Origin of the sequence: Bradyrhizobium sp. NC92, assembly GCF_025200865.1 — a bacterium.
In the GTDB taxonomy this organism is placed as follows: domain Bacteria; phylum Pseudomonadota; class Alphaproteobacteria; order Rhizobiales; family Xanthobacteraceae; genus Bradyrhizobium.
In genome coordinates this window covers 2,628,497-2,650,604 of record NZ_CP104171.1, presented here as the reverse complement: position 1 = coordinate 2,650,604, position 22,108 = coordinate 2,628,497, and the positions used below count along the sequence as shown (strand labels likewise).

Below are 22,108 nucleotides of genomic sequence, written 5' to 3'. Positions count from 1 at the left end.
AGTGCTTTAGCACGAAAGGGCGAGCAATCACCCGCCCGCCCAGACGTCCAGCACATAGCGGTTGTTCGCGCCCATCTCCTCGATCCACCGGGCACCGGCGGCGGCATCGCTGCCGCTCTTCTCGCGCTGGATCGCGACGAGCGCGGCCTTCACGTCGGGCTCCATTTTTCCACCATCGCCGCAGACATAGATGATCGCGCCCCGCTCGATCAGCGGCCAGACCTTGTCCTTCTGCGCGGCGAGCACGTGCTGCACATAGGTCTTCGGCCCGTCCGCGCGCGAGAATGCGGTGAACAGCTCGGTGATGCCAGCAGCCGCCAGCGCTTTCAGCTCGTCCGCATAGAGAAAATCCTGATCGGGATGGCGACAGCCGAAGAACAGCACGGCCGGGCCGAGCGTGGTCCCTTTCGCCTTGCGCGCGGCGCGCTCCTGGATAAAGCCGCGGAACGGCGCAAGTCCCGTGCCCGGACCGATCATGATGATCGGCACGGATGGATCATCCGGCAGGCGGAAGCCTGCCTTGGTCTCGCGCACGGTGGCATAGATCGTATCGCCCGGCCGCCGGTTGGCGAGATAGTTCGAGCAGATGCCCTTGTAGGTACCGCGGCCGGAGGCCGCCGGCCCCTCGACCACGCCGACCGTGACGCTGCAACGCGCCGGGTCGACCGACGGCGAGGACGAGATCGAGTAATAGCGCGGCGCCAGCAGCGAGAGCATTTCCAGATAGACGTGGAACGGCAATTCGCAGGCCGGATATTCGAGCAGCATGTCGAACACCGATTTGCGCTTGGCGAGGATCTCGGTGCGATAACGCTCGAGCGGCTCTGCCTCCTCGCCGACGAAGGCCACCAGCTTCGGCTTGGTGACGGGGCAGCGGGTGTGCTCGGCCATGATCTGGATCTGCTTGCGGCTCGCCACCTGTTGCAGCTCGACGAACTCGCTGAGCAGGCGGCCGACCGACACGGCCGCGCCGACCGGCAACTGCGCGCGCCGGCCTTCAGCCACCTGGAGCCTGATCTGATCGGCCGGCAGGAAGCCGAAGCGGCGGGCAACTGAATCCACCAGCGTCGGATCGTTGCGCGGGACGACGCTCAAATGGTCGCCGACGCGATAGGCGACGTTGGCCGGCAGCTCCACCTCGATGTGGCGCGTCGAGCGCTCCGATGGATAAGGTCCGGCCTTGTTCTGGAGCTCGTCGTTGACCAGCACCTTCATCGCCACCGCACCACCCTGGGCGACGATGGTGTTGACCGCGGTCACCGCGACAGGCTCGATCGCGTAAAGCGGATCGTCCTCGGCGGTCCGGGTGAAGTTCCAGTCGATGCCGAATTCCTTGGTCGCGACTTGCGCGGCTGCGGGGAACCATTTCTGGAACTGGCCGTCGAGATCGCTGCGCGCATCGCCCTCGCCGCGCGGATAGACCGCGCGCGCGCCATGCTTCGACAATTGCTCGTCGATGAAGCGCGGCACCGATTGATAGGTCGCGGCCCAGTCGCTGTTGCCGCAGCCGAACACGGCATAGCGCACGCCAGCGAAAGCGTCCTTCGGCAAATCGCCACCGATCCATTTGACGAATTGCGTGGCGTTGTCGGGCGGCGCCCCGTTGTAGGAGGCGCAGATGATCAGCACGCCGCCCTCCTGCGGCAGCTTGCCGACATAGTCGTCGAGCGCGCCGAGATGCACGGCGAAGCCGTTGATCTCGGCAAGATCGGCCATGCGCGTCGCGAGCTCCTCGGCGGTGCCGAGATTGGAGCCGTAGAGCACCAGCATCGGCGTGTTGTGGCCGGGCCGCGTTGTGGGCTTGCGCTGCGTCATTGGCGCCGAGGACGCAGCCGCAACCGGCCCGCCATAGGCGCCACGCTCGCGATCGGCACGCGGCCGCACCTTGATTTTGAAGCCTTCCGGCTTGATCGTCAGCGTCTCCTTCAGATGCATCTGGTAGCGCTGGTGGTCGATCAGCTTGAAGCGCTGCAGGATCATGCCGAGCGCGAGCGCGGCCTCGTGCATGGCGAAGCCGCGGCCGATGCAGGCGCGCTGGCCGTTGCCGAACGGCTTCCAGGCATTGATCGGCCGTTTCGCCTCCGCCTCGCGGCTGAAATTCTCGGGATCGAACGCGTCGGGGTTGGGACCCCACACGCTGGGATCACGATGCAGCGCCGTCACCAGGATGGTGACGAACGTTCCCTTCCTGAGCTTGTACTTGCCGCCGCCGATGGTCTCGTCGTTCAGCGGCGAGATGCCGTAAGCCGGCGCCGGCGGCCACAGCCGCAGCGACTCTTTCAGGATCTGCGTGATGTAGGTGAGCTGCGTCACCTGCTGATAGGTCGGCTTGGCGTTGACGTCGGGACCGAAGACGCGGTCGACCTCGTCATAGGCCTTCTTGAGAATCTCCGGATGCTTGAGCAGCGCATAGAGCGTATAGGACAACAGGCCGCTGGTGGTCTCGTGCCCTGCGATCAGAAACGTGTTGATCTGGTAGCGGATGTTGACGTCGTCGAGCTGCTCGCCGGTGGAACGGTCGACGCCGGTCATCATCGCGGCGAGCATGTCCTTCTTGTCGTCGATGGCCTCCGCGCTCTTGCGCCGCTCGGCGATGATCTCGTCGACCATCTTGTTCATGAAGGCGACGTCTTCGGCCAGCGTCTTGCGGCGCTTCTGCATCCAGAGCTGCTCGAACGGCAGGCCGCGCGTCATCATGATGGTTTCGAGCGAGCGCACCAGCGACTCGACGAAAGGATGGTAGTCGCGCCGATAGAACGAATTGAAGCGGTACTCGAAGCCGCACAGGCCGATCGTATCCAGCGTCAGCGCTGTCATGTCATGGACGACGTCGATCTCGTCGTCGGCGTTGAGTCGCTCCCATTTCTGGACGAGCTGCTCGGCGATGTCGACCATGCTCGGGTGATAGGACTGCATGGCGCGGTTGCCGAAGGGCTGCAGCAGGATGTTGTGCGCCTTGCTCCAGTTCGGCTCGCGGGTGTCGGCGGTGAACAGGCCGTCGCCGCCGACCGCACGCACACGCCGCAGCGCGCCGCGCACCGTCTTGTCGAACCGCTTCTCGTCCGAGAGCTCGTCGACGAGATCGTGGCCGGAGGCGACGACGATCGGCGAGCCCATCATGTCGAGCCAGAAGATCGGACCGAGCTCCTTGGCCAGCCGCGTCAGGTGCTGCACGGGAGCGGCCGCGTCCAGCGACAGCATGTTGCCGACCACCGGTTTGGTCGGCGGCTGCGGAATCGGGTCCAGACGGTTCTTGGATGACATCGAAATGTAGTCCCCCTGCCTCAATGTCGTCATTGCGAGCGAAGCGAAGCAATCCAGAAATATATCCGCGGAGGCAGTCTGGATTGCTTCGTCGCTCCGCTCCTCGCAATGACGCGTTCGCAATGACGGGCGCTAGCCAAACCGCCTTCTACGCCATTCGATCAGCTTGGCGCTGACCTCTTCCGGCTTCTCCTGCTGCGTCCAATGGCCGCTGTCCTTCACCAGATACTTCTCGAGGTCATCGATCAGCTTCTCCATGCCGTCGGCCGCCGATGGCGGCAGCACCGCATCGTTCTCGGCCATGATCATCAGCGACGGCACGTGGACGTGATGGTCCAGCCCGTTCGCGCGCTCCCAGTTACGGGTGAAATTGCGGTACCAGTTGATGCCGCCGGTAAAACCGGTCTTCGTGAACGTATCGACGAACACTTTCTTCTCGTCAGCCGACAGGATCGGCGTGCGCGGATCATGTCTGGCGTCGTAATTCGCGATCATCTGCGGGAACGCCAGGTTGATGCGGGGCGAAGCACCAATGCCGGCAATCGGCTGTTCCTCGGGCGCACCCGGAGGGCGCGCGGCCGGTTTGCGCATGAAGGCGTCAAAAGTCTGCTCGACACGGCTGCTGAAGATCTTGTCCGGTCCGCGCGCGGGGTCCTGGAACTGGACGATGTACATCTGGTCGCCAAAGCGCTGGCGGAACAGCGCGATCGGGTCGATCGGCGCGCGGTCCCAGTGCGGGGTGTTGACCCCAACGACGCCGGCGACGCGCGTGGGATGCCGTAGCGGCATCTGCCAGACGACGAAGCCGCCCCAGTCGTGACCGACAAAGATCGCCTTGTCGATTCCGAGATGATCGAGCAAACCGACGAGATCGCCGGTCAAGTGCTCCATGTCATAGGCTTCGACCGGCTCGGGCCGGTCGGTCGCGCCGTAGCCGCGCTGGTCGGGCGCGATCACGCGGATGCCGGCCTCGCTCAGCGTCTTGATCTGATGGCGCCAGGAGAAGGCGAGCTCGGGCCAGCCGTGGCACAGTACGACCGGCGGCTTGTCGTCGGCGGGGCCTGCCTCGTAATAGCCCATGCGGATTCCGTTCGTCGTCGCGAACTTGAGCGGGGGCATTTCAATCATTGCAAATTCCTTACTCCGCAGCGCCCTTGATATCGGTGGCCGGCGGCGTGTAGGCCGCCTCCAGCGCGGCGAACTCCTCGGGCAGCATGTCGCACATCACCTGGACGTGCGGAATGATGTTGGCACCGACGATGAAGCCGAAATCGAGCTGGTCGCGATAGCTCTGCACGGTGATGTTGAGCGCCTGCCCGTGGGTCGAGATCGACACCGGGAAGATGTGCAAGAGCTCGGCGCCGGCGGCATAGAGCGTCTGGCGCGGCCCGGGCACGTTGGACACGGTGATGTTGGCCGCGGGCGGCAGCACGTCGGAAAGATTCGAGCGGCTGTAGAGCAACGCCAGGATCTGCACCATGATCGGCGCGCCCAGCATCGAGATGTTGGAGACCTGCGGCATCAAGGCGCGCAAGGGATGCGACATCTCCTTGGACTTGGTCGATTGCGCGATGATGGCCTCAAGGCGCGCCTTGGGATCCTCGATGTTGGTGGCGATCGAGCAGATCATGCCGAACACCTGGTTGTTGGCCTCGGTGTTGCCCTCCTCACGCAGCGAGATCGGCACGGCGGCGGTCAGGGATTTCGCCGGCAGCGTGCCATATTGCAGGAGATAGCGGCGAACCACGCCGGAGGCGAGCGCCAGCACGACGTCGTTGAGCTTGCCGCCGGCCTGCTTGGCCAACGCCTTGGCCCGCGACAGCGGGATCGACACGCCGGCAAAGCTCCGCTCCGAGGAGATCGTCTTGTTGAGCATGGTCGGCGGCGACACCATGCTGGCGAGGCTCTCGCGCGACTTCGGATCGGCGATCTTGCCGAGCACGTCGGAGACGCTCTTGAGCACGGTCGGGATGTTGCCGGCGAAGCGCACCGCGCTCTCGATCTGGTACATCGCGTTGTCGAACAGGATCGAGCCGATATCGCTCTTGCCGGTGCGCGGCAGCTGCAGGTTCTTCGCCGCTTGCGAAGCCTCCAGCGGCTGGCTGAACAGCTGCTGATAGGAATCGAGCAGGTTCGCCGCGATGTCGCGCGGCTCCTGTCCGGGCTTGCTGCCCGCGGTCGGCGGATCGACCTTCCGCGGGATCGGCGAGATGTCGTAGATCATGTTGGTCAGCGCCGCACCGGCGCCGCCGTCGATCGCGGCATGGTGCATCTTGGAATAGAGCCCGACCTCATTGTCCTTCATGCCCTCGAATACGTAGAACTCCCAGAGTGGGCGGGCGCGGTTGAGCAGCTTGGCATGCATCCAGCCGACGATGCGCTCGAGCGTGGCGCGGTCGCGCGGCTGCGGCAGGCTGGCGCGGAAGATGTGGCGGTCGATGTCGAACTGGTCGTCCTCGACCCAGGAGGGATGATCGATGTCGAGCGGCGCCTTCTCCAGCCGCGCCTTGAGAATCGGCGCGATGTGCAGGCGCGAGACGATCATCGCCTTGAAGTCTTCGAAGAAATCGCCCTCGTAGTCGTCAGGCAGGCGGAAGATCGCCATGCTGCCGACATGCATCGGCATCTCCGGTGTTTCCAGATAGAGAAACGACGCGTCAAGCGACGACAGCTTCTTACCGTCAGCCATGGTTCCCTCCCGTATATTCGACGGGCGCCTTGGCGGCGCTTCTCGTCAGGCCGATACTGCCCGCTCCGGCGGGGCATATGCAATGGCAAAGGGCCCCGCCCGGTCAAATGGCCAGAAGTCTCCCTCCGGTTGCGCCAGGCGGTCCGCCACGGCCCACAGCACCGCCGGGTTCACGCCGAGCCCGATATGGCTCGCCAGCAGCACCTCGATGTTCTCGGCACGCTCGGAGGGGCGGAGCAGACAGGTCCGCCAGTTCACAACACCGTCGGCGCGCGAATAGATCGACGTCGCCGGCACCGGCAGATCGCCGGCGATAGCGTCGCGCGCTTCCACAAAATCATCGACCCGCTCGCCGGACAGCGTCTCGTAGAGCCGCGTCGCGTTGGTCGCTCGTACGTCGTTGGCAAAAGGGCTGCCGAGCGTGACGACGTAGCGGACCTTGTCCGGTGCCCAAAGCGCGAGATCGCGGGCATAGACGCCGCCGAGGCTCCACCCGACCAGGCTGACCTTGCGTCCCGTGGCGGCATGGATTTCGGCCAGGCGCATGCGCAGCGAATCCCGCATGCGCCCGAGCCCGCCGAGATTGCGGCCCATCCGCCAGGCATGCGCCTCATAACCGAGCTCGCTGAGATAGCGCCGCAGCGGCACCATCGAGAGGTCGCTGGCGAGAAAGCCCGGCAGCGCCAGCACCGGATGGCCGTCGCCCCGCGGCGCCCGCATCAGGAGCGGCGACAGCAAGAGGCTCGCATTCAACTCGAACAGCCCACGGGCCTCGGCGAGCAGCAGGCCGAGACCCGGCGGACGAAGCCGGCCTTCTTGCAGCGCCCCGTCCGGCCCCGGCGACACTATTTTTTCTTGTCGCCGCTGCGCGGGCCGCCGAGGCCGGCCATCGCGACGAACATGTCCTGAAACCGCTCGGCGATCTTGGGATCGAAGGTGAACCAGCTCTGGATCAGCGATTCCGGCGAGACCTTCTCGATGTTACTGAGCACCTGCTGCTGCAGCTTGTCCATCACCGCCGTCTGCATCGGCCCCACGTCAGGCAGACCGAAGAACTGGCGGGCCTCAAGGGGGGTGCAGTCGATTTCGATGTTAACCTTCATGTCCCCTCCAGATGAGATTCGAGCGGCCTGTCGGAGTATCACCGCGAGAAGGTCTGCAACGCAAGCGACCTGAGGGGAAGCCGTTAGGACCGGCTCCCCCGATCGACGGGTATGGTCAATCAAATTGTCCGGCCCGCGCCCCCGCGCAGAAGCTCGCCGGCCTGGCCGGGATTGCCGGGCAGCATTGCTGCACAGCGGTGCAACTTGGCGCGTTCCTTGCTGGAATGACGCTTGCACGGGTCGAGAACTCTGGGCAACATGGATCAGTAAGCCCCGCCGAACAATCAAAAATCACCGGCGCGGCAGTGTGGAGAGGGTCAAGAATGTCAGTCGGTCAAAGTCTGTTTGCGGCGACGCTCGCCGGTACGCTTGCGTTGGCGATCTCGCCAGCAGCCAGCCAGACGCTACGTTATGCCAATCAGGGTGACCTGAAGTCGCTCGATCCCTATACCCTGAACGAGAGCACCACCCACGCCCATCTCGGCCACGTCTATCAGGGCCTCACCGCGCGCGACAAGGACCTCAAGATCATTCCGGCACTGGCGGAAAGCTGGGAAACTCCGGAGCCGACCCGCTGGCGCTTTCATCTGCGCAAGGGCGTGAAATTCCACAACGGCGATCCCTTCACCGCCGACGACGTGGTGTTCTCGGCCGATCGCGTCCGCAAGAAGGGGTCCAACATGCAGACCCGTCTTGCGCCCGACGTCAAGGTCGTCAAGGTCGACGACTACACCGTCGATTTCGTCCTGCCCTCGCCCAATCCCATCCTGCATAATTCGTGGGATGTCTGGTACATCATGGACAAGAAATGGGCCGAGGAGAACAACGTCGTCGACCCGACGCCGGTAGCGGCGACCACGCCGAGCTACGCCTCGCTCCATGAGAACGGCACCGGCCCCTTCATCATCGAAAGCCACCAGCCCGGCGTGAAGACCGTGTTCAAGGCCAATCCCAATTACTGGGGCAAGGTCGAAGGCAATTTGAAGGAGATCATCTTCACGCCGATCTCCTCCGACGCCACCCGCGTCGCGGCGCTGCTCTCGGGCGAGGTTGACGTCATCGAGCCGGTTCCGATCCAGGACATCTCCCGCGTCGATTCCAGCCCGAATGCCCAGGTGCTGAAGGGGCCGGAGCTGCGCACCATCTTCATCGGCTTCGACCAGATGCGCGATGAGCTGCTCTACTCCAACATCAAGGGCAAGAACCCGTTCAAGGACGCCCGCGTCCGTGAGGCCTTCTACAAGGCGATCGACATCGAGCTGATCAAGACGCGCGTGATGCGTGGCCTGTCGACGCCGTCCGCGCTGATGATCGCGCCGGAGCTGTTCGCACTGTCCAAGAGCTTCACGCGGCCGAAATTCGATCCCGACGGCGCCAAGAAGCTGCTGACCGAAGCCGGCTACCCCGACGGCTTCGAGGTCACCATGGACTGCCCGAACGACCGCTACGTCAACGACGCCGCGATCTGCCAGGCCGTGGTCGGCATGCTTGCCCGCATTGGCGTCAAGATCAATCTCCTGGCCCAGCCGAAGGCGCAGTACTTCGCCAAGGTGCTCAAGCAGGGCGGCTACCAGACCTCGTTCTACCTGCTGGGCTGGACCCCGAGCACGATGGACTCCCACAACGTGCTCTACGACATCATGGGCTGCCGCGACGATGCGAAATCCTCGCGCGGCGAGGCCAATCTCGGCGGCTATTGCAACAAGGAGTTCGACGCCATCACCGACAAGGTGCTGGTCGAAACCGACGCCGAGAAGCGCAACCAGCTGATCAAGGAGGCCTACGAGATCGGCATGAAGGACTGGTCCTACATCCCGCTGCACCAGCAGGCGCTGGCCTGGGGCGTCTCGAAGAAGGTCAACCTGCCGCAGCGCGCCGACAATCTCGTCATGTTCCACTGGGCAACCAAGAAGGAATAGCGTCGCTTGAAACACGAGGTCCCGGCGGCATCTGCCTTCCGGGACCTTTCCTTCCGGCCGACAAGGACGTCGGCCGTACGCTCACCCAAGGAAAGTGGAAGGCATGCTCGCTTTCACGCTTCGCCGCGCCGTTCAGGCCATCGGCGTCATGTTCGCCGTCGGCATCATCGCGTTCTCGATGTTCCGTTTCGCCGGCGACCCCGTCAATCAGATCGTCTCGATCGACACCTCGGCAGCCGAACGCGCGATCGTGCGCAAGTCGCTCGGCCTCGACGACCCCGTGCCGGTGCAGTTCGTGCGCTATTTCGCCGATGCGGCGCAGTTCAAGTTCGGCGTCTCCTACCAGTTTCGCCAGCCGGTCGCGACCCTGTTGATGGAGCGCATGCCCGCGACGCTGGAACTTGCGATCTGTGCGACCGTGTTTGCAATGGTTTGCGGCATCCTGATGGGCGTCTATTCCGCACTGAAGCGCGACACCGTGCTCGCCAAATTATTCCAGGCGGTTTCGCTGATCGGCATCTCGCTGCCGACCTTCCTGATCGGCATCCTCCTGATCTATCTGTTCGCGGTGACATTGGGCTGGTTGCCCTCGTTCGGCCGCGGTGAGGTGGTCAAGCTCGGCTGGTGGACGACGGGCCTGCTGACGCTATCGGGACTGAAGGCGCTGATCATGCCTTCGATCACGCTCGGCCTGTTCCAGATGACCCTGATCATGCGCCTGGTGCGCGCGGAAATGCTGGAAGTGTTGCGGACCGACTATATCCGTTTCGCCCGCGCGAGGGGACTGACCACGCGTGCGATCCATTTCGGCCACGCGCTGAAGAACACGCTGATTCCGGTGATCACCGTGGCCGGGCTTCAATTTGGCTCGGTTATTGCATTTTCGATCATCACCGAAACCGTGTTCCAATGGCCCGGCATGGGGCTTCTGTTCGTCCAGGCCGTGCAAAACGTCGACATTCCGATCATGGCCGCCTACCTGCTGATGGTTTCACTGATTTTCGTCACCATCAACCTGGTGGTCGACATTCTCTACACCGTGGTCGATCCGCGCCTGCGCTCGACCGTCGGTCGCGCCGCATAAGGCAGCCTGCATGTCCGACGCAGTCGTCTCCAATTCCGACAAGCAAAGCGCACAGCCGGTGCAGGCCGCGCATGGCTGGTTCAGCCGCACGCTCGACAGCGACCTGTTCTATTCGTTCCGCCGCTCCAAGCTCACCATGGTGGCCGCGGCCATCACGGTCCTGTTCTTCCTGCTTGCGATCTTTGCCTCCGTGCTCGCGGTGCAGAACCCGTTCGATCCGGCACAATTGCAATTGATGAATTCGCGGATTTCACCGCTGTGGACCGCGGACGGTCAGAGCCCGTTTTTGCTCGGCACCGACGAGCAGGGCCGCGACGTGTTCTCCGCCATTCTCTATGGCATGCGCATCTCGCTCGCCGTGGGCGTCGCCGGCGTGATCTTCGCCGGCGCGCTCGGCATCGCGCTCGGCCTGATCGCCGGCTATTTCGGCGGCGCAGTCGACGGCGTGATCATGCGGATCGCCGACGTGCAGCTCACCTTCCCCGCCATCCTGATCGCGCTCCTGGTCAACGGCATCGCGAAGTCGATCCTCGGCAACCGGCTGGACGCCACCAGCATGCTGGCGGTGCTGGTGATCTCGATCGGCTTGAGCTTCTGGGTGGGCTATGCCCGGACCGTGCGCAGCTCCGTGATGGTCGAGAAGAACAAGGACTACGTGGCCGCCGCGCAGCTGATCGGCCTGCCCGCCCCGAAGATCATGCTGCGGCACGTGCTGCCGAACACGATGGGCCCGATCCTGGTCATCGCCACCATCAACCTCGCGCTCGCCATCATCACCGAGGCGACGCTGTCCTTCCTCGGCGTCGGCCTGCCCGACACCATGCCCTCGCTCGGCACGCTGATCCGCATCGGCAACAATTATCTGTTCGCCGGCGAATGGTGGATCGTCGCCTTCCCGGGGCTCGCGCTCGCGGCGCTGATCCTGTCGATCAATCTGCTCGGCGACTGGCTGCGCGATGCGCTCAATCCGAAGCTTCGATGAATACGCCTCGTCCATGACCGAACCCGTCCTTTCCGTACGCGATCTTCACGTGGAGTTCGCCTCCCGCCGCGGCACGCTGCGCGCCATCGACGGCGTCTCCTTCGATATCGCCAAGGGCGAGGTGCTCGGGGTCGTCGGCGAGTCCGGAGCCGGCAAGTCCGTCACCGGCCTCGCGGTGATCGGCCTGATCGATCCGCCGGGCCGCATCGCCGGCGGCGAGATTCGTCTCGCGGGCCTGCGCATCGACAATCTGCCGCCGGAGGAGATGCGCCGCGTGCGCGGCAAGCGCATCGGGATGATCTTCCAGGATCCGCTGACATCGCTGAACCCGCTGTACAAGGTCGGCGACCAGATCGTGGAGACGATCCGCACCCATCTCAATCTGTCCGAGTCGGCCGCCCGCCGCCGCGCCATCGATCTGCTCGCCGAGGTCGGCATTCCCGCGCCGGAAAAGCGCATCGACGGCTATCCCCACGAGTTTTCCGGAGGCATGCGCCAGCGCGTCGTGATTGCGCTCGCGATCTGCGCCGAGCCGGAGCTGATCATCGCCGACGAGCCGACCACCGCGCTCGACGTCTCCGTACAGGCGCAGATCATCTCGCTGATCAAGCGCCTCGGCCGCGACCACGGCACCGCCGTGATGCTGGTGACCCACGACATGGGCGTGATCGCGGAGACCTCGGACCGCGTGGCCGTGATGTATGCCGGCCGTGTCGCCGAGATCGGCCCGGTGCAGGACGTCGTGAAGAATCCGCTGCACCCTTACGCCAAGGGCCTGATGGGCGCGATCCCGACGCTTGCCGGCGAGGACAAGCGCCTGGTGCAGATCCCGGGCTCGATGCCGCGCCTGTCGGCAATCCCGCGCGGCTGCTCGTTCAATCCGCGCTGCGCCTTCGCCTTCGATCGCTGCCGGGTCGACCGGCCGGAGCCGCTGCCGCGCGGCGCGCAATCCGTCGCCTGCCACCTCTATGACGACGTGCCGGCGGAGAGCGTGGCATGAGCGCTCCCTTCGTCCAGGCCACAAACCTGCGCCGCGTCTTCGATGTCTCGAAGCCCTGGCTCAACCGTGTGCTCGAAGGCGGACATCTCGAATATCTCAAGGCGGTCGATCACGTCACTTTCGACATCAGGAAGGGCGAGACGTTTGCCCTGGTCGGCGAGTCCGGATCTGGCAAGACCACGGTGGCACGCATGGTCGTCGGCCTGCTGCCGCCGAGCTCCGGCGACGTGCTGATCGACGGCGTCTCCATGACCGACCCGCGGCAGGCGCCTGCGCGGCGAAAGCTGCGCCGCCGGATCCAGATGATCTTCCAAGACCCCTATGCGAGCCTGAATCCGCGCTTCCGGGTCGATGCCATCATCTCCGAGCCGATCCGTGCCTTCGACCTGATCCAGGGCGAGCGCGACATCCAGGCCCGCGTCGGCGAGCTGCTCAGCCTCGTCGGCCTGCATCCGGACGACCGGTTGAAATACCCGCACGAATTCTCCGGCGGCCAGCGCCAGCGTATCGCGATCGCGCGGGCGCTCGCATCGGACGCCGAATTCATCGTCTGCGACGAGCCGACCTCGGCCCTCGACGTCTCCGTGCAGGCGCAGATCCTGAACCTGATGCGCGACCTCCAGGACAAGTTCGGCCTGACCTACATGTTCATCAGCCACAACCTCGCCGTGGTCCGTCACATGGCGAGCCGCGTCGGCGTGATGTATCTCGGCCGCATCGTCGAGATCGCGGACGGACGCGAGCTGTTCGCCAATCCGCGCATGCCCTACACCAAGATGCTGCTGGGTGCCGTGCCTGATCTTGCCATGAGCGGCCGCCAGCGCATTCCGGTCAAGGGCGAGATCCCGAATCCGATCAATCCGCCTCCCGGCTGCGCCTTCAATCCGCGCTGCCCGCTGGCGTTCGATCTCTGCCGCAGGGAGACGCCGGAACTGATCGACGGCGTCGCCTGCCACGCCGTCAACACCGCGCCGGTCCCGGCGTGACGCGCCCGTGCCATGCAGCCTGCGCATTTGGCGGCGGCGTGGCCCTGTGATCAATTGCGCGCGCCGAAAATAAGGTGGTGAAGTCCCATGGGCAATATCAATCCCGATCCGTTCACGACGAGGCCCGAGATCGAGGGCACGTTCGGGGTCGTCGCCACCACGCACTGGATCGCGACGGCCGTGGGCATGGGCATCCTGGAAAAGGGCGGCAATGCCTTCGATGCCGGCGTCGCCACCGCCTTCACGCTCCAGGTGGTCGAGCCGCATCTGAACGGTCCAGGCGGCGATGTCCCTGTGATCGTTCATGACGTCAAGCGCGGCCGCACCGAGGTGATCTGCGGCCAGGGCCCGGCGCCGGCGCGCGCCACCATCGCGCATTACAAGAGCGAAGGCCTCGACATGGTGCCGGGCACGGGCCTGCTTGCCGCCTGCGTCCCCGGCACGTTCGAATCCTGGATGATGCTGCTGCGCGACTACGGCACGATGCGCGTGCGCGACGTGCTGGAGCCGGCGATCTCCTACGCCCGCGACGGTTATCCGTTGGTGGAGCGCGCCTGCGCCACGATCCAGACCGTCGAGCAATTGTTCCGCAAGCACTGGCCAACCTCGGCCGCCGTCTACCTTCCGAACGGCGAAGTGCCGAAGCCGGGCACGCTGTTCACCAACAAGACGCTGGCCGCGACCTACGCCCGCATTCTCAGCGAGGCCGAGAGCGGCGGCGGCCGCGACGCCGAAATCGAGCGCGCGCGCAAAGCCTGGTCGCAAGGCTTCGTCGCGGAGGCCATCGACAAGTTCTGCCGGACCCGGGAGGTGATGGACGTCAGCGGCTCGCCGCATCGCGGCGTGCTCTCCGCCGACGACATGGCGCGCTGGCAGCCGACGGTCGAGGCGCCACTCACCTACGACTACGGCCGCTACACCGTCTGCAAGGCCGGCGTCTGGAGCCAGGGCCCGGTGACGCTGCAGCAGCTCGCGCTGCTGAAGGGCTTTGCGCTCGACGGCCTCGACCCGACCGGGCCGGAGTTGATCCATCTCCAGATCGAATGCGCCAAGCTCGCCTTCGCCGATCGCGAAAAATTCTACGGCGATCCCAAGTTCAGCGAGATCCCGATCGCGACGCTGCTGTCGGATGCCTACAACGACGAGCGCCGCAAGCTGGTCACCGAAAAGGCTTCGCTCGATCTCCGGCCCGGCGCAGTCGAGGGCTTCGGCGGCGTAGTCAAGCTGCGCCGCGCTGAGGGCCAACGCGAGGCTGTTGGCGCGCTCGGCGCCGGCGAGCCGACCGTGGGGCGATTCGGCGAGGTGCGCGGCGACACCGTGCATTTCGACATCATCGATAAGGCTGGCAACATGGTGTCCTCGACGCCTTCAGGGGGCTGGCTGCAATCCTCGCCGGTCATTCCCGAGCTGGGCTTCTGCCTCGGCAGCCGCGCACAAATGTTCGATTTGGAGGAGAACCAACCGGGCTCGCTCGCGCCGGGCAAGCGGCCGCGCACGACGCTCTCTCCGACCATGGCGCTGCGCGACGGCGAGCCGTATCTCGCCTGGGGCTCGCCCGGCGGCGACCAGCAGGACCAGTGGATCACGCAATTCTTCCTGCGTCACGTCCATTGCAACCTCAATCTCCAGGAAGCGATCGACGCGCCGGCCTGGCATTCCGAGCATTTCCCGATCTCGTTCTGGCCGCGCACCGCGCGTCCCGGCGTGCTCGTGGTCGAGAACCGCGTGCCGAAGGCGACGATCGAGAACCTGCGCGAGCGCGGGCATATCGTCGAGGTCGGTCCCGACTGGTCGGAAGGCCGCCTCACCGCGGCCTCACGCGTCGGTCGCCGCCGCCGCGCCGCCGCCAATCCGCGCGGCATGCAGGGCTACGCGGCGGGGCGCTGAAGGCAGCACATGACCTGGTCGATCATCGCGCGCGATCCTGCCACCGGCCAGTTCGGCATCGCGGTCGCAACCCGCTTCTTCGCCGTCGGCGCGCGCGTGCCCTATATCGCGGCCGGCCTCGGCGCCATCGCAACGCAGGCCTTCGTCAATCCCTATTACGGCATCGACGGCCTCAAGCTGTTGCGAGAGGGCCTCAACGCGCACGACGTGCTCGCCGCGCTGCTGGCGACCGACGAGGGCCGCGAGAGCCGCCAGATCCACATCATGGATGCTAGCGGCGCAAACGCCGCGCATACCGGGCGCGACTGCGTCGATTGGTGCGGCCACGTCGCTGGCAGCGGGTTCTCGATCGCCGGCAACATGCTCACCGGGGCCGATGTGCTCGACGAGACCGCCAAGACCTACATCGCCAATGACAGCCTGCCGTTCCCGCGCCGCCTGCTCGCGGCAATGCGCGCCGGCGAAGCCGCCGGCGGCGACAAGCGCGGCAAGCAGTCGGCGGCGCTCCTGATCCACGGCGAAGAGGAATGGCCGGCCCTCGACATTCGCGCCGACGACCATCCCGATCCGATCAGTGAGCTCGAGCGCCTGGAGCGCGTCAGCCACGAGCTGTGGGTCCACTTCCGGCCGTCCATGCCGACGCGGCAGAACCCGGCCGGCAACACCGATCGCAGCGTCATCGACGCCAGCATCGCTGCGGCGCGCGCGAGACGATCATGAGTGCCAGCCCCCTTATCGAGATCAAGGATCTGCGTATCCGCTTTCACGGCGACGACGGCCGCATCACCCACGCGGTCGACAGCGTCGATCTCAGCGTCGCCAATGGCGCCACGCTCGGTCTCGTCGGCGAATCCGGCTGCGGCAAGAGCGTGACGTCGCTGGCGATCATGGGCCTGCTGCCGAAGCAAAGCGCGGAAATAAGTGGCGCGATCCGCTTCGACGGTTTCGACCTGCTGACGACGCCGGACCAGACGTTGCGTGATCTGCGCGGCAACCGGCTGGCGATGATCTTCCAGGAACCGATGACCTCGCTCAATCCGAGCTTTACGATCGGCGACCAGATCATCGAGACGATCCTGCGTCACCGGGGCGGTTCGCGGAGAAGCGCGCGCGAGCGCGCGATCGAGCTGTTGCGCCGCGTCCATATCCCCTCGCCCGAGCGGCGGATCGACGACTACCCGCACAAGCTCTCCGGCGGCATGCGCCAGCGCGTCATGATCGCGATGGCACTCGCCTGCGACCCGCGCCTGCTGATCGCGGACGAGCCGACCACCGCACTCGACGTCACCCTGCAGGCCCAGATCCTGGAGCTGATGCGAGAGCTGAAGGCCGCAAGCGGCGCCGCAATCATCCTGATCACCCACGATCTCGGCGTCGTCGCCGAGGTCTGCGACGAGGTCGCGGTGATGTATGCCGGCGAGATCGTCGAGCGCGCGCCGGTGGATGAATTGTTCTCCGCGCCACAGCATCCCTACACGGTCGGCCTGCTCGGCTCGATCCCGCGGCTCGACCACCGCGCCGAGCAGCTTGCAACGATCGAAGGCATGGTGCCGAACATGGCGCAGCCGCCCGCCGGTTGCCGCTTCGCCGCGCGTTGTCCCTTCGTGCTGGAGGTCTGCACCAAGACGCCACCGCCGCTGGTGGCAGTCAGCCCCGGCCACCTCTCGCGCTGCATCCGCGCGCCGCTCGAACTCTTGGTGTCGTGATGGCGCTGCTCGAAGTCAACGGCCTGGTCAAGCATTTCGTCGCGCAGCGCTCGCTGTTCGGCCGGCCGCTGGCGCATGTGAAGGCGGTCGATGGCGTGTCCTTCTCGCTCGAAGCCGGCAGGACGCTCGCCCTCGTCGGCGAGTCCGGCTGCGGCAAGTCCACCGTGAGCCGGCTGGTGCTGCGGCTGATCGAGCCGGATGCCGGCACGATCCGCTTCGACGGCCGCGACCTGCTCGCGCTCGACGCCGCCGGCTTGCGCGCCTTCCGCCGCGAGGCGCAGATCATCTTCCAGGATCCCTACGCCTCGCTCAATCCGCGCATGACAGTCGGCCAGATCCTGACCGAGCCGCTGGCCCTGCACGATCTGGTGCCGCCGGCCCGACGGGCAGAGCGCGTCGCCGAGCTGCTGCGGCTGGTCGGGCTGGAGCCGCGCCTCGCCCGGCGCTATCCGCACGAATTCTCCGGCGGTCAGCGCCAGCGCATCGCCATCGCCCGCGCGCTCGCGGTCGAGCCGAAGCTCATCATCTGCGACGAGCCGGTCTCGGCGCTCGACGTCTCGATCCGCTCGCAGATCCTGAATCTGCTGCGCGAGCTGCAGGACCGGCTCGGCCTCGCCTACATCTTCGTTTCGCACGACCTCGCCGTCGTCAAGCACATCGCCGACCACGTCGCGGTGATGAATCTCGGCCAGATCGTCGAGACGGCGGAAGCCGACGCGCTATTCGCCGCACCGCGCCATCCTTACAGCCGCGCGCTGCTGTCGGCGATCCCGCTGCCACAGCCGAAGGCGAAACGAACGACGGTGCTGCTGGAGGGCGAGATCCCGAGCGCGCTCAATCCGCCCGCCGGCTGCCGGTTTCGCACCCGCTGCCCGTTCGTGATCGAGCGCTGCCGCAACGAGGCGCCTGCGCTTCTAGCCGACGGCACGGGCCACGCCACCGCCTGTCATCGCACCGCGGAGCTGCCGTCCGCGGACGCCATTCTGCCCACCGCCGGCGGGTTTTCGCCGGCGCTTGCAAAATTGGTCGCGGCCTTCAGCCAAAAGACGGAAGGCAGAAGTCCCGCCGGGGTTGGTATACAGGGCGCCGCGTCCGCAACGAAATAGCCGAAGCAATGGGGATTGTCCGATGAAGATGTCTCGCCTGGCCGCAACGGCCGCCGCCGTCCTGATGTCCCTCGGAGCCGCGCAGGCCCAGACCACGCTGCGCATCGGCCTTGCCGAAGATCCCGATATCCTCGATCCCACGATGGCGCGCACCTATGTCGGCCGCATCGTGTTCTCCGCCTTCTGCGACAAGCTGTTCGACATCGATGAGAAGCTCAACATCGTGCCGCAGCTCGCCCTGTCGAGCGAAACCGCCGACGACGGCAAGGCGCTGGTCATCAAGCTGCGGCCCGGCGTGAAATTCCACGACGGCGAGCCGCTCGATGCCGAGGCCGCAAAGTTCTCGCTGGAACGGCATCTGACGTTCCCCGGCTCGTTCCGGAAACCGGAGCTCGCCTCGGTCGATCACGTCGAGGTCGTCGATCCCCTCACGATCAAACTGGTGCTGAAGTCGCCGTTCTCGCCGCTGCTCGCTCAGCTCACCGACCGCGCCGGGATGATGATGTCGCCGAAGGCGGCGAAGGAGGCCGGCGACAAGTTCGGCCTGCGCCCGGTCTGCGCCGGCCCCTACAAGTTCGTCGAGCGCGTGCAGCAGGACCGCATGGTATTCGAGAAGTTCGCCGACTACTGGAACAAGGACAATGTCTTCATCGACAAGATCGTGTTCCAGCCGATCGTCGATGCCACGGTGCGGCTCGCAAACCTGAAATCCGGCGGCCTCGACCTGATCGAGCGCGTGCTCGCCACCGATCTGAAGGAGGTGCGCGCCGACTCGCGGCTGAAGGTCGCGACCGCCATCGAGCTCGGCTATCAGGGCATCACCCTCAACATCGGCAAAGACAAGGCCAAGGGCCCGCTCAGCCAATCCGCTAAGGTGCGGCAGGCGCTCGACCTCGCCATCGACCGCGATGCGATCAATCAGGTCGTGTTCAACGGCGAGTTCCAGGTCGGCAACCAATGGGTCAATCCCGATCATCCCTATTATCAGAAATCGCTTCCGGTCCGTCCCCGCAACGTCGACAAGGCCAAAGCGCTGCTGAAGGAGGCCGGCGTGACGCCGCCGGTCAGCGTCGACTTCCTGGTGCCCAAGGGCGCGGAAACCGAGACGCCCGCGCAGGTGATCCAATCGATGGCGGCGGAAGCCGGGTTCGACATGAAGATCCGAGTCACCGAGTTCGCGACCGGACTCAAGCAAGCGGAGGCCGGTGACTACCAGGCCTACATGCTCGCCTGGAGCGGCCGCGTCGACCCTGACGGCAACACCTTCGTGTTCCTGCACAATGGCGCGCCGCAGAACTATGGCGGGTGGAACAATCCGCAAGCCGACAAGGCGCTGGAGGAGGCGCGGCTCGTCACCGATCCCACCAAGCGCAAGGCGAGCTATGAAATCCTGGCCAAGCTGGTCCAGGACGAAGAGCCGCTGCTGTACCTCTATCACCGCCGCATCATCATCGCGCATACGACCAAGCTGGAAGGCTACAGGCAGATGCCCGACGGCCTCGTCCGGGTCATCGGACTCAAGCTGAAGTGATCGGCCTGACATTTAGTCCGTGTCCCGGATGCGGCGCAGCGCGGAAGCGCTGCTCCGCAGAGCCGGGACCCATGGCAACAACGAACCGTGGCAGCTGGGTCCCGGTTCAGCAGCGCAACATTGCATGTTGCGCTTCGCCCGGGACACGAGTGGGACCATGCTGAGCTTCCTCGCCCGCCGACTTGTGCAGATCGTGCCGACGCTGTTCTTCGTCTCGGTGCTAATCTTCTCGCTGCAGCAATTGCTGCCGGGCGATCCCGCGCTGGTGATGGCGGGGGAAGAGCGCGACCCGGCCGTGATCGAGCAGATCCGTCGCCAGTACCGGCTCGATCAGCCCGTCCCGGTGCAATACGCCTACTGGATCAAGGGCGTGCTCGCGGGCGATTTCGGCGAGTCGCTGCGCAACAAGATGCCGGTGCGCGAGCTGATCGCGCAGAAGCTGCCGGTGACGCTGCAGCTCGGCTCGATGGCAATCCTGATCGCGTTCCTGATCGGTATTCCCGCCGGCATCGTCGCCGCCGTCAAGAAAGGTTCGGCCTGGGACTACGGCGCCAACCTATTTGCGCTGTGGGGCATCTCGACGCCGAACTTCTGGCTCGGGATCATGCTGATCTTCCTGTTCTCGATCCAGCTTGGATGGCTGCCGGCTTCCGGCTACGTGCCGCTCAGCGAGAACTGGCGCGCGAGCCTCGCCGTCACCATCATGCCAGCCTTCGTGCTCGGCAATGCGATCGCCGCGATCCTCATGCGGCATACGCGCAGCGCCATGCTTCAGGTGCTGGAAAGCGACTACGTGCGCACCGCGCGCGCCAAAGGACTGTTGGAGCGCACGGTGATCCTCAAGCACGCCATGCGCAATGCGCTGACCCCCGTCATCACGCTCGGCGCGCTCGAGCTCGGCACGCTGCTCTCCGGCGCGGTCCTGACCGAGCAGATCTTCTCCATTCCCGGCTTCGGCAAGCTGATAGTGGATGCCGTATTCAACCGCGATTATGCGGTGGTGCAAGGCGTCGTCCTGGTGACGGCCACGGTCTACATCACGCTGAATCTCGTGGCTGACATCGCCTATATTCTCGTTAATCCACGGCTTCGGGGCTGATCCATGACCGACGCCGCGCTGCCCCGCCCCCTCACGAAAGCCGACGAGCTGGATAGCCCGGCCCGCCGCGCGCGTCGGCGGCTGTTCAAGCGCAAGGCGGCGGTGTTTGGGCTCGTCGTGCTCACGATGTTCATCATCCTTGCCGTGCTCGCCCCGCTCATCGTGCCCTATGATCCCATCGGGACGAGCTGGAGCCTGGTGCGCAAACCGCCGACCTTGGCACACTGGTTCGGCACCGACGAGCTCGGCCGCGACATCCTGAGCCGCATCGTCTACGGCGCGCGCGCCTCCCTGCTCGCGGGTCTGATCTCGGTCGCGATCGCGCTCGGCATCGGCGTGCCGCTCGGCCTGCTCGCCGGCTATCGCGGCGGCTTCACCGACGCACTGATCAGCCGCATCACCGATGCGATGCTGGCCTGCCCGTTCCTGATCCTGGCGATCGCGCTCGCCGCGTTCCTTGGCCCGAGCCTCGGCAACGCCATGATCGCGATCGGCATCTCGGCGACGCCGATCTTCATCCGCCTGACCCGCGGCCAGGTGCTCGTCGTCAAGGCCGAAGACTATGTCGAGGCCGCGCGCGCGCTCGGCAATCCGCCGTGGCGGATCGCGTTCTCGCACATCCTGCCGAACATCCTGCCGGCGCTGCTGGTGCAGGCGACGCTCTCGATCGCAGCGGCCATCATCGCCGAGGCCGCCCTCTCCTTCCTCGGTCTTGGCCAGCAGCCGCCGGCGCCGTCCTGGGGCAGCATGCTCAACGCCGCGCAGCGCTTCCTGACCCAGGCGCCCTGGATGGCGATCTGGCCGGGTCTTGCGATCTTCCTCGTCGTGCTGTCGCTGAACCTGCTCGGCGACGGCCTGCGCGACGCGCTGGACCCAAGGCAGCGTTGATTATTTCTCATGGTGACGAGCGCGTTATTACGTGCGTCTCGAACCATGATGGCCCCGCTGCAACCCGCGGCCATCCTTCGAGACGCGGCCTCACGGCCGCTCCTCAGCATGAGGACCTCAGATCACCACCTCCCGCAGCACGCGGCGGCAATCCATCTCGAATTCCAGATCGACCACCGGCGGGCGGGCGAAATGCCAGGTCAGGCCGGACCGGAGCGCGCCGCGGCGGACCAGCTCGTCCACCAGCGCGTGGTGAAAATCGTGCACGGAATAGGCCTGCACGCCGGTCGTATCCTTCCAGCCGAAGCCGAAGGCCGCCATCCGGTTTTCCATCTGCGATGTGGTGGTGAAGCGCACCTTCTCGCGCAGCCCCTCCGGGCTGAGGTCGCGGTAGCTCACCGTGCGCTCGACATAGGTGCCGCCGCCCTCGCGCGCCTCGGCGCCGCCGGCGATGACGAAGCTCGGCAAATCTGTCCGCGTCGGACGCGTGAAGGAAAACGCATAGAACGACGGCTCGGACGGCGGATCGATCTCCGGACAGACATTGCTGCGCGCCACCGGATTGGTGGTGCCGTCGAAGATGCCCCATTCCGACAGCGTCTTCACATAGTGCAGGTTGAACGCGCGAAAACCTTCCTCGCTGAAGGCCGCCGGCGAGCGCAGCTCGCAGGCACAGAAAGCCGTCAGCGGACGCCCCGCCTCCTGGATGAATTTTGCAGCCAGCGCAAATCCTTCCGCGAGCGGCACCAGGCGGTCGAACCGGACCCGCTCGATCTCATAGCCCGCATCCGCGGCGGCACCTGCGGAATATTGGAATACGGATGGAATGAAACGGTAGTTGCCGGCCGAGAATTCGCGCGTCAT

At 65.5% G+C, this 22,108-nt stretch carries 18 protein-coding genes; 12 read left to right on the top strand and 6 right to left on the bottom strand.

Annotation, left to right across the window (positions count from 1 at the left end; translation table 11 throughout):
- Positions 1-27: 27 nt before the first annotated feature.
- From N2602_RS12380 to N2602_RS12360, 5 genes are all read right to left on the bottom strand, one after another.
- Positions 28-3,264 (bottom strand): bifunctional cytochrome P450/NADPH--P450 reductase, encoded by a 3,237-nt coding sequence (locus tag N2602_RS12380; protein WP_260382794.1) that lies wholly within the window; start codon positions 3,262-3,264, stop codon positions 28-30.
- Between the two features lie 132 nt (positions 3,265-3,396).
- Positions 3,397-4,392 (bottom strand): alpha/beta fold hydrolase, encoded by a 996-nt coding sequence (locus N2602_RS12375; protein ID WP_172784024.1) that lies wholly within the window; start codon positions 4,390-4,392, stop codon positions 3,397-3,399.
- 10 nt (positions 4,393-4,402) lie between these two features.
- Positions 4,403-5,953 (bottom strand): wax ester/triacylglycerol synthase family O-acyltransferase, encoded by a 1,551-nt coding sequence (locus N2602_RS12370; protein ID WP_172784023.1) that lies wholly within the window; start codon positions 5,951-5,953, stop codon positions 4,403-4,405.
- A gap of 45 nt (positions 5,954-5,998) precedes the next feature.
- Positions 5,999-6,799: a triacylglycerol lipase gene (locus tag N2602_RS12365; protein WP_260382793.1), complete on the bottom strand. Its 801-nt coding sequence runs from the start codon at positions 6,797-6,799 to the stop codon at positions 5,999-6,001.
- A complete protein-coding gene (locus N2602_RS12360; RefSeq protein ID WP_172784021.1) occupies positions 6,799-7,056 on the bottom strand; it encodes a DUF6489 family protein in 258 nt (85 codons plus the stop codon). Before N2602_RS12360 ends, N2602_RS12365 begins: the two co-directional genes overlap by 1 nt.
- A 323-nt stretch (positions 7,057-7,379) precedes the next feature.
- Between N2602_RS12360 and N2602_RS12355 the strand changes: the two genes are divergently transcribed.
- The 12 genes from N2602_RS12355 (at position 7,380) to N2602_RS12300 (ending at position 21,244) form a co-directional block, all read left to right on the top strand.
- Entirely contained in the window at positions 7,380-8,975 is a 1,596-nt protein-coding gene (locus N2602_RS12355) for an ABC transporter substrate-binding protein (protein WP_172784020.1), read from the top strand.
- A gap of 103 nt (positions 8,976-9,078) precedes the next feature.
- Complete coding sequence (locus N2602_RS12350) at positions 9,079-10,059, top strand: ABC transporter permease (RefSeq protein ID WP_260382792.1); 981 nt, start codon at positions 9,079-9,081, stop codon at positions 10,057-10,059.
- 10 nt (positions 10,060-10,069) lie between these two features.
- Positions 10,070-11,041: an ABC transporter permease gene (locus tag N2602_RS12345; protein ID WP_212254837.1), complete on the top strand. Its 972-nt coding sequence runs from the start codon at positions 10,070-10,072 to the stop codon at positions 11,039-11,041.
- A 13-nt stretch (positions 11,042-11,054) separates the two neighbouring features.
- The gene (locus N2602_RS12340) at positions 11,055-12,041 is read left to right on the top strand and encodes an ABC transporter ATP-binding protein (protein ID WP_260382791.1); all 987 of its coding nucleotides are present in this window, start codon (positions 11,055-11,057) and stop codon (positions 12,039-12,041) included.
- Entirely contained in the window at positions 12,038-13,027 is a 990-nt protein-coding gene (locus tag N2602_RS12335) for an ABC transporter ATP-binding protein (protein WP_260382790.1), read from the top strand. Before N2602_RS12340 ends, N2602_RS12335 begins: the two co-directional genes overlap by 4 nt.
- Before the next feature lie 87 nt (positions 13,028-13,114).
- Positions 13,115-14,914, top strand: a complete 1,800-nt coding sequence (locus tag N2602_RS12330; protein WP_260382789.1) for a gamma-glutamyltransferase family protein — start codon at positions 13,115-13,117, stop codon at positions 14,912-14,914.
- Positions 14,915-14,923: 9 nt separating this feature from the next.
- On the top strand, positions 14,924-15,634 hold the full coding sequence (locus tag N2602_RS12325) for a DUF1028 domain-containing protein (RefSeq protein WP_260382788.1): 711 nt from the start codon (positions 14,924-14,926) through the stop codon (positions 15,632-15,634).
- Entirely contained in the window at positions 15,631-16,620 is a 990-nt protein-coding gene (locus N2602_RS12320) for an ABC transporter ATP-binding protein (protein ID WP_260382787.1), read from the top strand. Before N2602_RS12325 ends, N2602_RS12320 begins: the two co-directional genes overlap by 4 nt.
- Complete coding sequence (locus N2602_RS12315; protein WP_260382786.1) at positions 16,620-17,726, top strand: ABC transporter ATP-binding protein; 1,107 nt, start codon at positions 16,620-16,622, stop codon at positions 17,724-17,726. Before N2602_RS12320 ends, N2602_RS12315 begins: the two co-directional genes overlap by 1 nt.
- 22 nt (positions 17,727-17,748) lie before the next feature.
- Positions 17,749-19,257: an ABC transporter substrate-binding protein gene (locus N2602_RS12310; protein ID WP_260382785.1), complete on the top strand. Its 1,509-nt coding sequence runs from the start codon at positions 17,749-17,751 to the stop codon at positions 19,255-19,257.
- Between the two features lie 157 nt (positions 19,258-19,414).
- The gene (locus N2602_RS12305) at positions 19,415-20,356 is read left to right on the top strand and encodes an ABC transporter permease (RefSeq protein WP_260382784.1); all 942 of its coding nucleotides are present in this window, start codon (positions 19,415-19,417) and stop codon (positions 20,354-20,356) included.
- 3 nt (positions 20,357-20,359) lie between these two features.
- Positions 20,360-21,244: an ABC transporter permease gene (locus tag N2602_RS12300; RefSeq protein ID WP_172784010.1), complete on the top strand. Its 885-nt coding sequence runs from the start codon at positions 20,360-20,362 to the stop codon at positions 21,242-21,244.
- Positions 21,245-21,361: 117 nt separating this feature from the next.
- Here N2602_RS12300 and N2602_RS12295 read toward each other — a convergent pair whose 3' ends face one another.
- Complete coding sequence (locus N2602_RS12295) at positions 21,362-22,108, bottom strand: hypothetical protein (protein ID WP_260382783.1); 747 nt, start codon at positions 22,106-22,108, stop codon at positions 21,362-21,364.

Bases quoted from the DNA above. Each gene is read 5' to 3' on its own strand.
- N2602_RS12330 (WP_260382789.1), top strand. From the start codon at position 13,115: ATGGGCAATATCAATCCCGATCCGTTCACGACGAGGCCCGAGATCGAG.
- N2602_RS12315 (WP_260382786.1), top strand. From the start codon at position 16,620: ATGGCGCTGCTCGAAGTCAACGGCCTGGTCAAGCATTTCGTCGCGCAG.
- N2602_RS12340 (WP_260382791.1), top strand. From the start codon at position 11,055: ATGACCGAACCCGTCCTTTCCGTACGCGATCTTCACGTGGAGTTCGCC.
- N2602_RS12325 (WP_260382788.1), top strand. From the start codon at position 14,924: ATGACCTGGTCGATCATCGCGCGCGATCCTGCCACCGGCCAGTTCGGC.
- N2602_RS12355 (WP_172784020.1), top strand. From the start codon at position 7,380: ATGTCAGTCGGTCAAAGTCTGTTTGCGGCGACGCTCGCCGGTACGCTT.
- N2602_RS12320 (WP_260382787.1), top strand. From the start codon at position 15,631: ATGAGTGCCAGCCCCCTTATCGAGATCAAGGATCTGCGTATCCGCTTT.
- N2602_RS12300 (WP_172784010.1), top strand. From the start codon at position 20,360: ATGACCGACGCCGCGCTGCCCCGCCCCCTCACGAAAGCCGACGAGCTG.
- N2602_RS12345 (WP_212254837.1), top strand. From the start codon at position 10,070: ATGTCCGACGCAGTCGTCTCCAATTCCGACAAGCAAAGCGCACAGCCG.
- N2602_RS12310 (WP_260382785.1), top strand. From the start codon at position 17,749: ATGAAGATGTCTCGCCTGGCCGCAACGGCCGCCGCCGTCCTGATGTCC.
- N2602_RS12295 (WP_260382783.1), bottom strand. From the start codon at position 22,108: ATGACGCGCGAATTCTCGGCCGGCAACTACCGTTTCATTCCATCCGTA.
- N2602_RS12335 (WP_260382790.1), top strand. From the start codon at position 12,038: ATGAGCGCTCCCTTCGTCCAGGCCACAAACCTGCGCCGCGTCTTCGAT.
- N2602_RS12370 (WP_172784023.1), bottom strand. From the start codon at position 5,953: ATGGCTGACGGTAAGAAGCTGTCGTCGCTTGACGCGTCGTTTCTCTAT.
- N2602_RS12380 (WP_260382794.1), bottom strand. From the start codon at position 3,264: ATGTCATCCAAGAACCGTCTGGACCCGATTCCGCAGCCGCCGACCAAA.
- N2602_RS12305 (WP_260382784.1), top strand. From the start codon at position 19,415: ATGCTGAGCTTCCTCGCCCGCCGACTTGTGCAGATCGTGCCGACGCTG.
- N2602_RS12360 (WP_172784021.1), bottom strand. From the start codon at position 7,056: ATGAAGGTTAACATCGAAATCGACTGCACCCCCCTTGAGGCCCGCCAG.
- N2602_RS12375 (WP_172784024.1), bottom strand. From the start codon at position 4,392: ATGATTGAAATGCCCCCGCTCAAGTTCGCGACGACGAACGGAATCCGC.
- N2602_RS12350 (WP_260382792.1), top strand. From the start codon at position 9,079: ATGCTCGCTTTCACGCTTCGCCGCGCCGTTCAGGCCATCGGCGTCATG.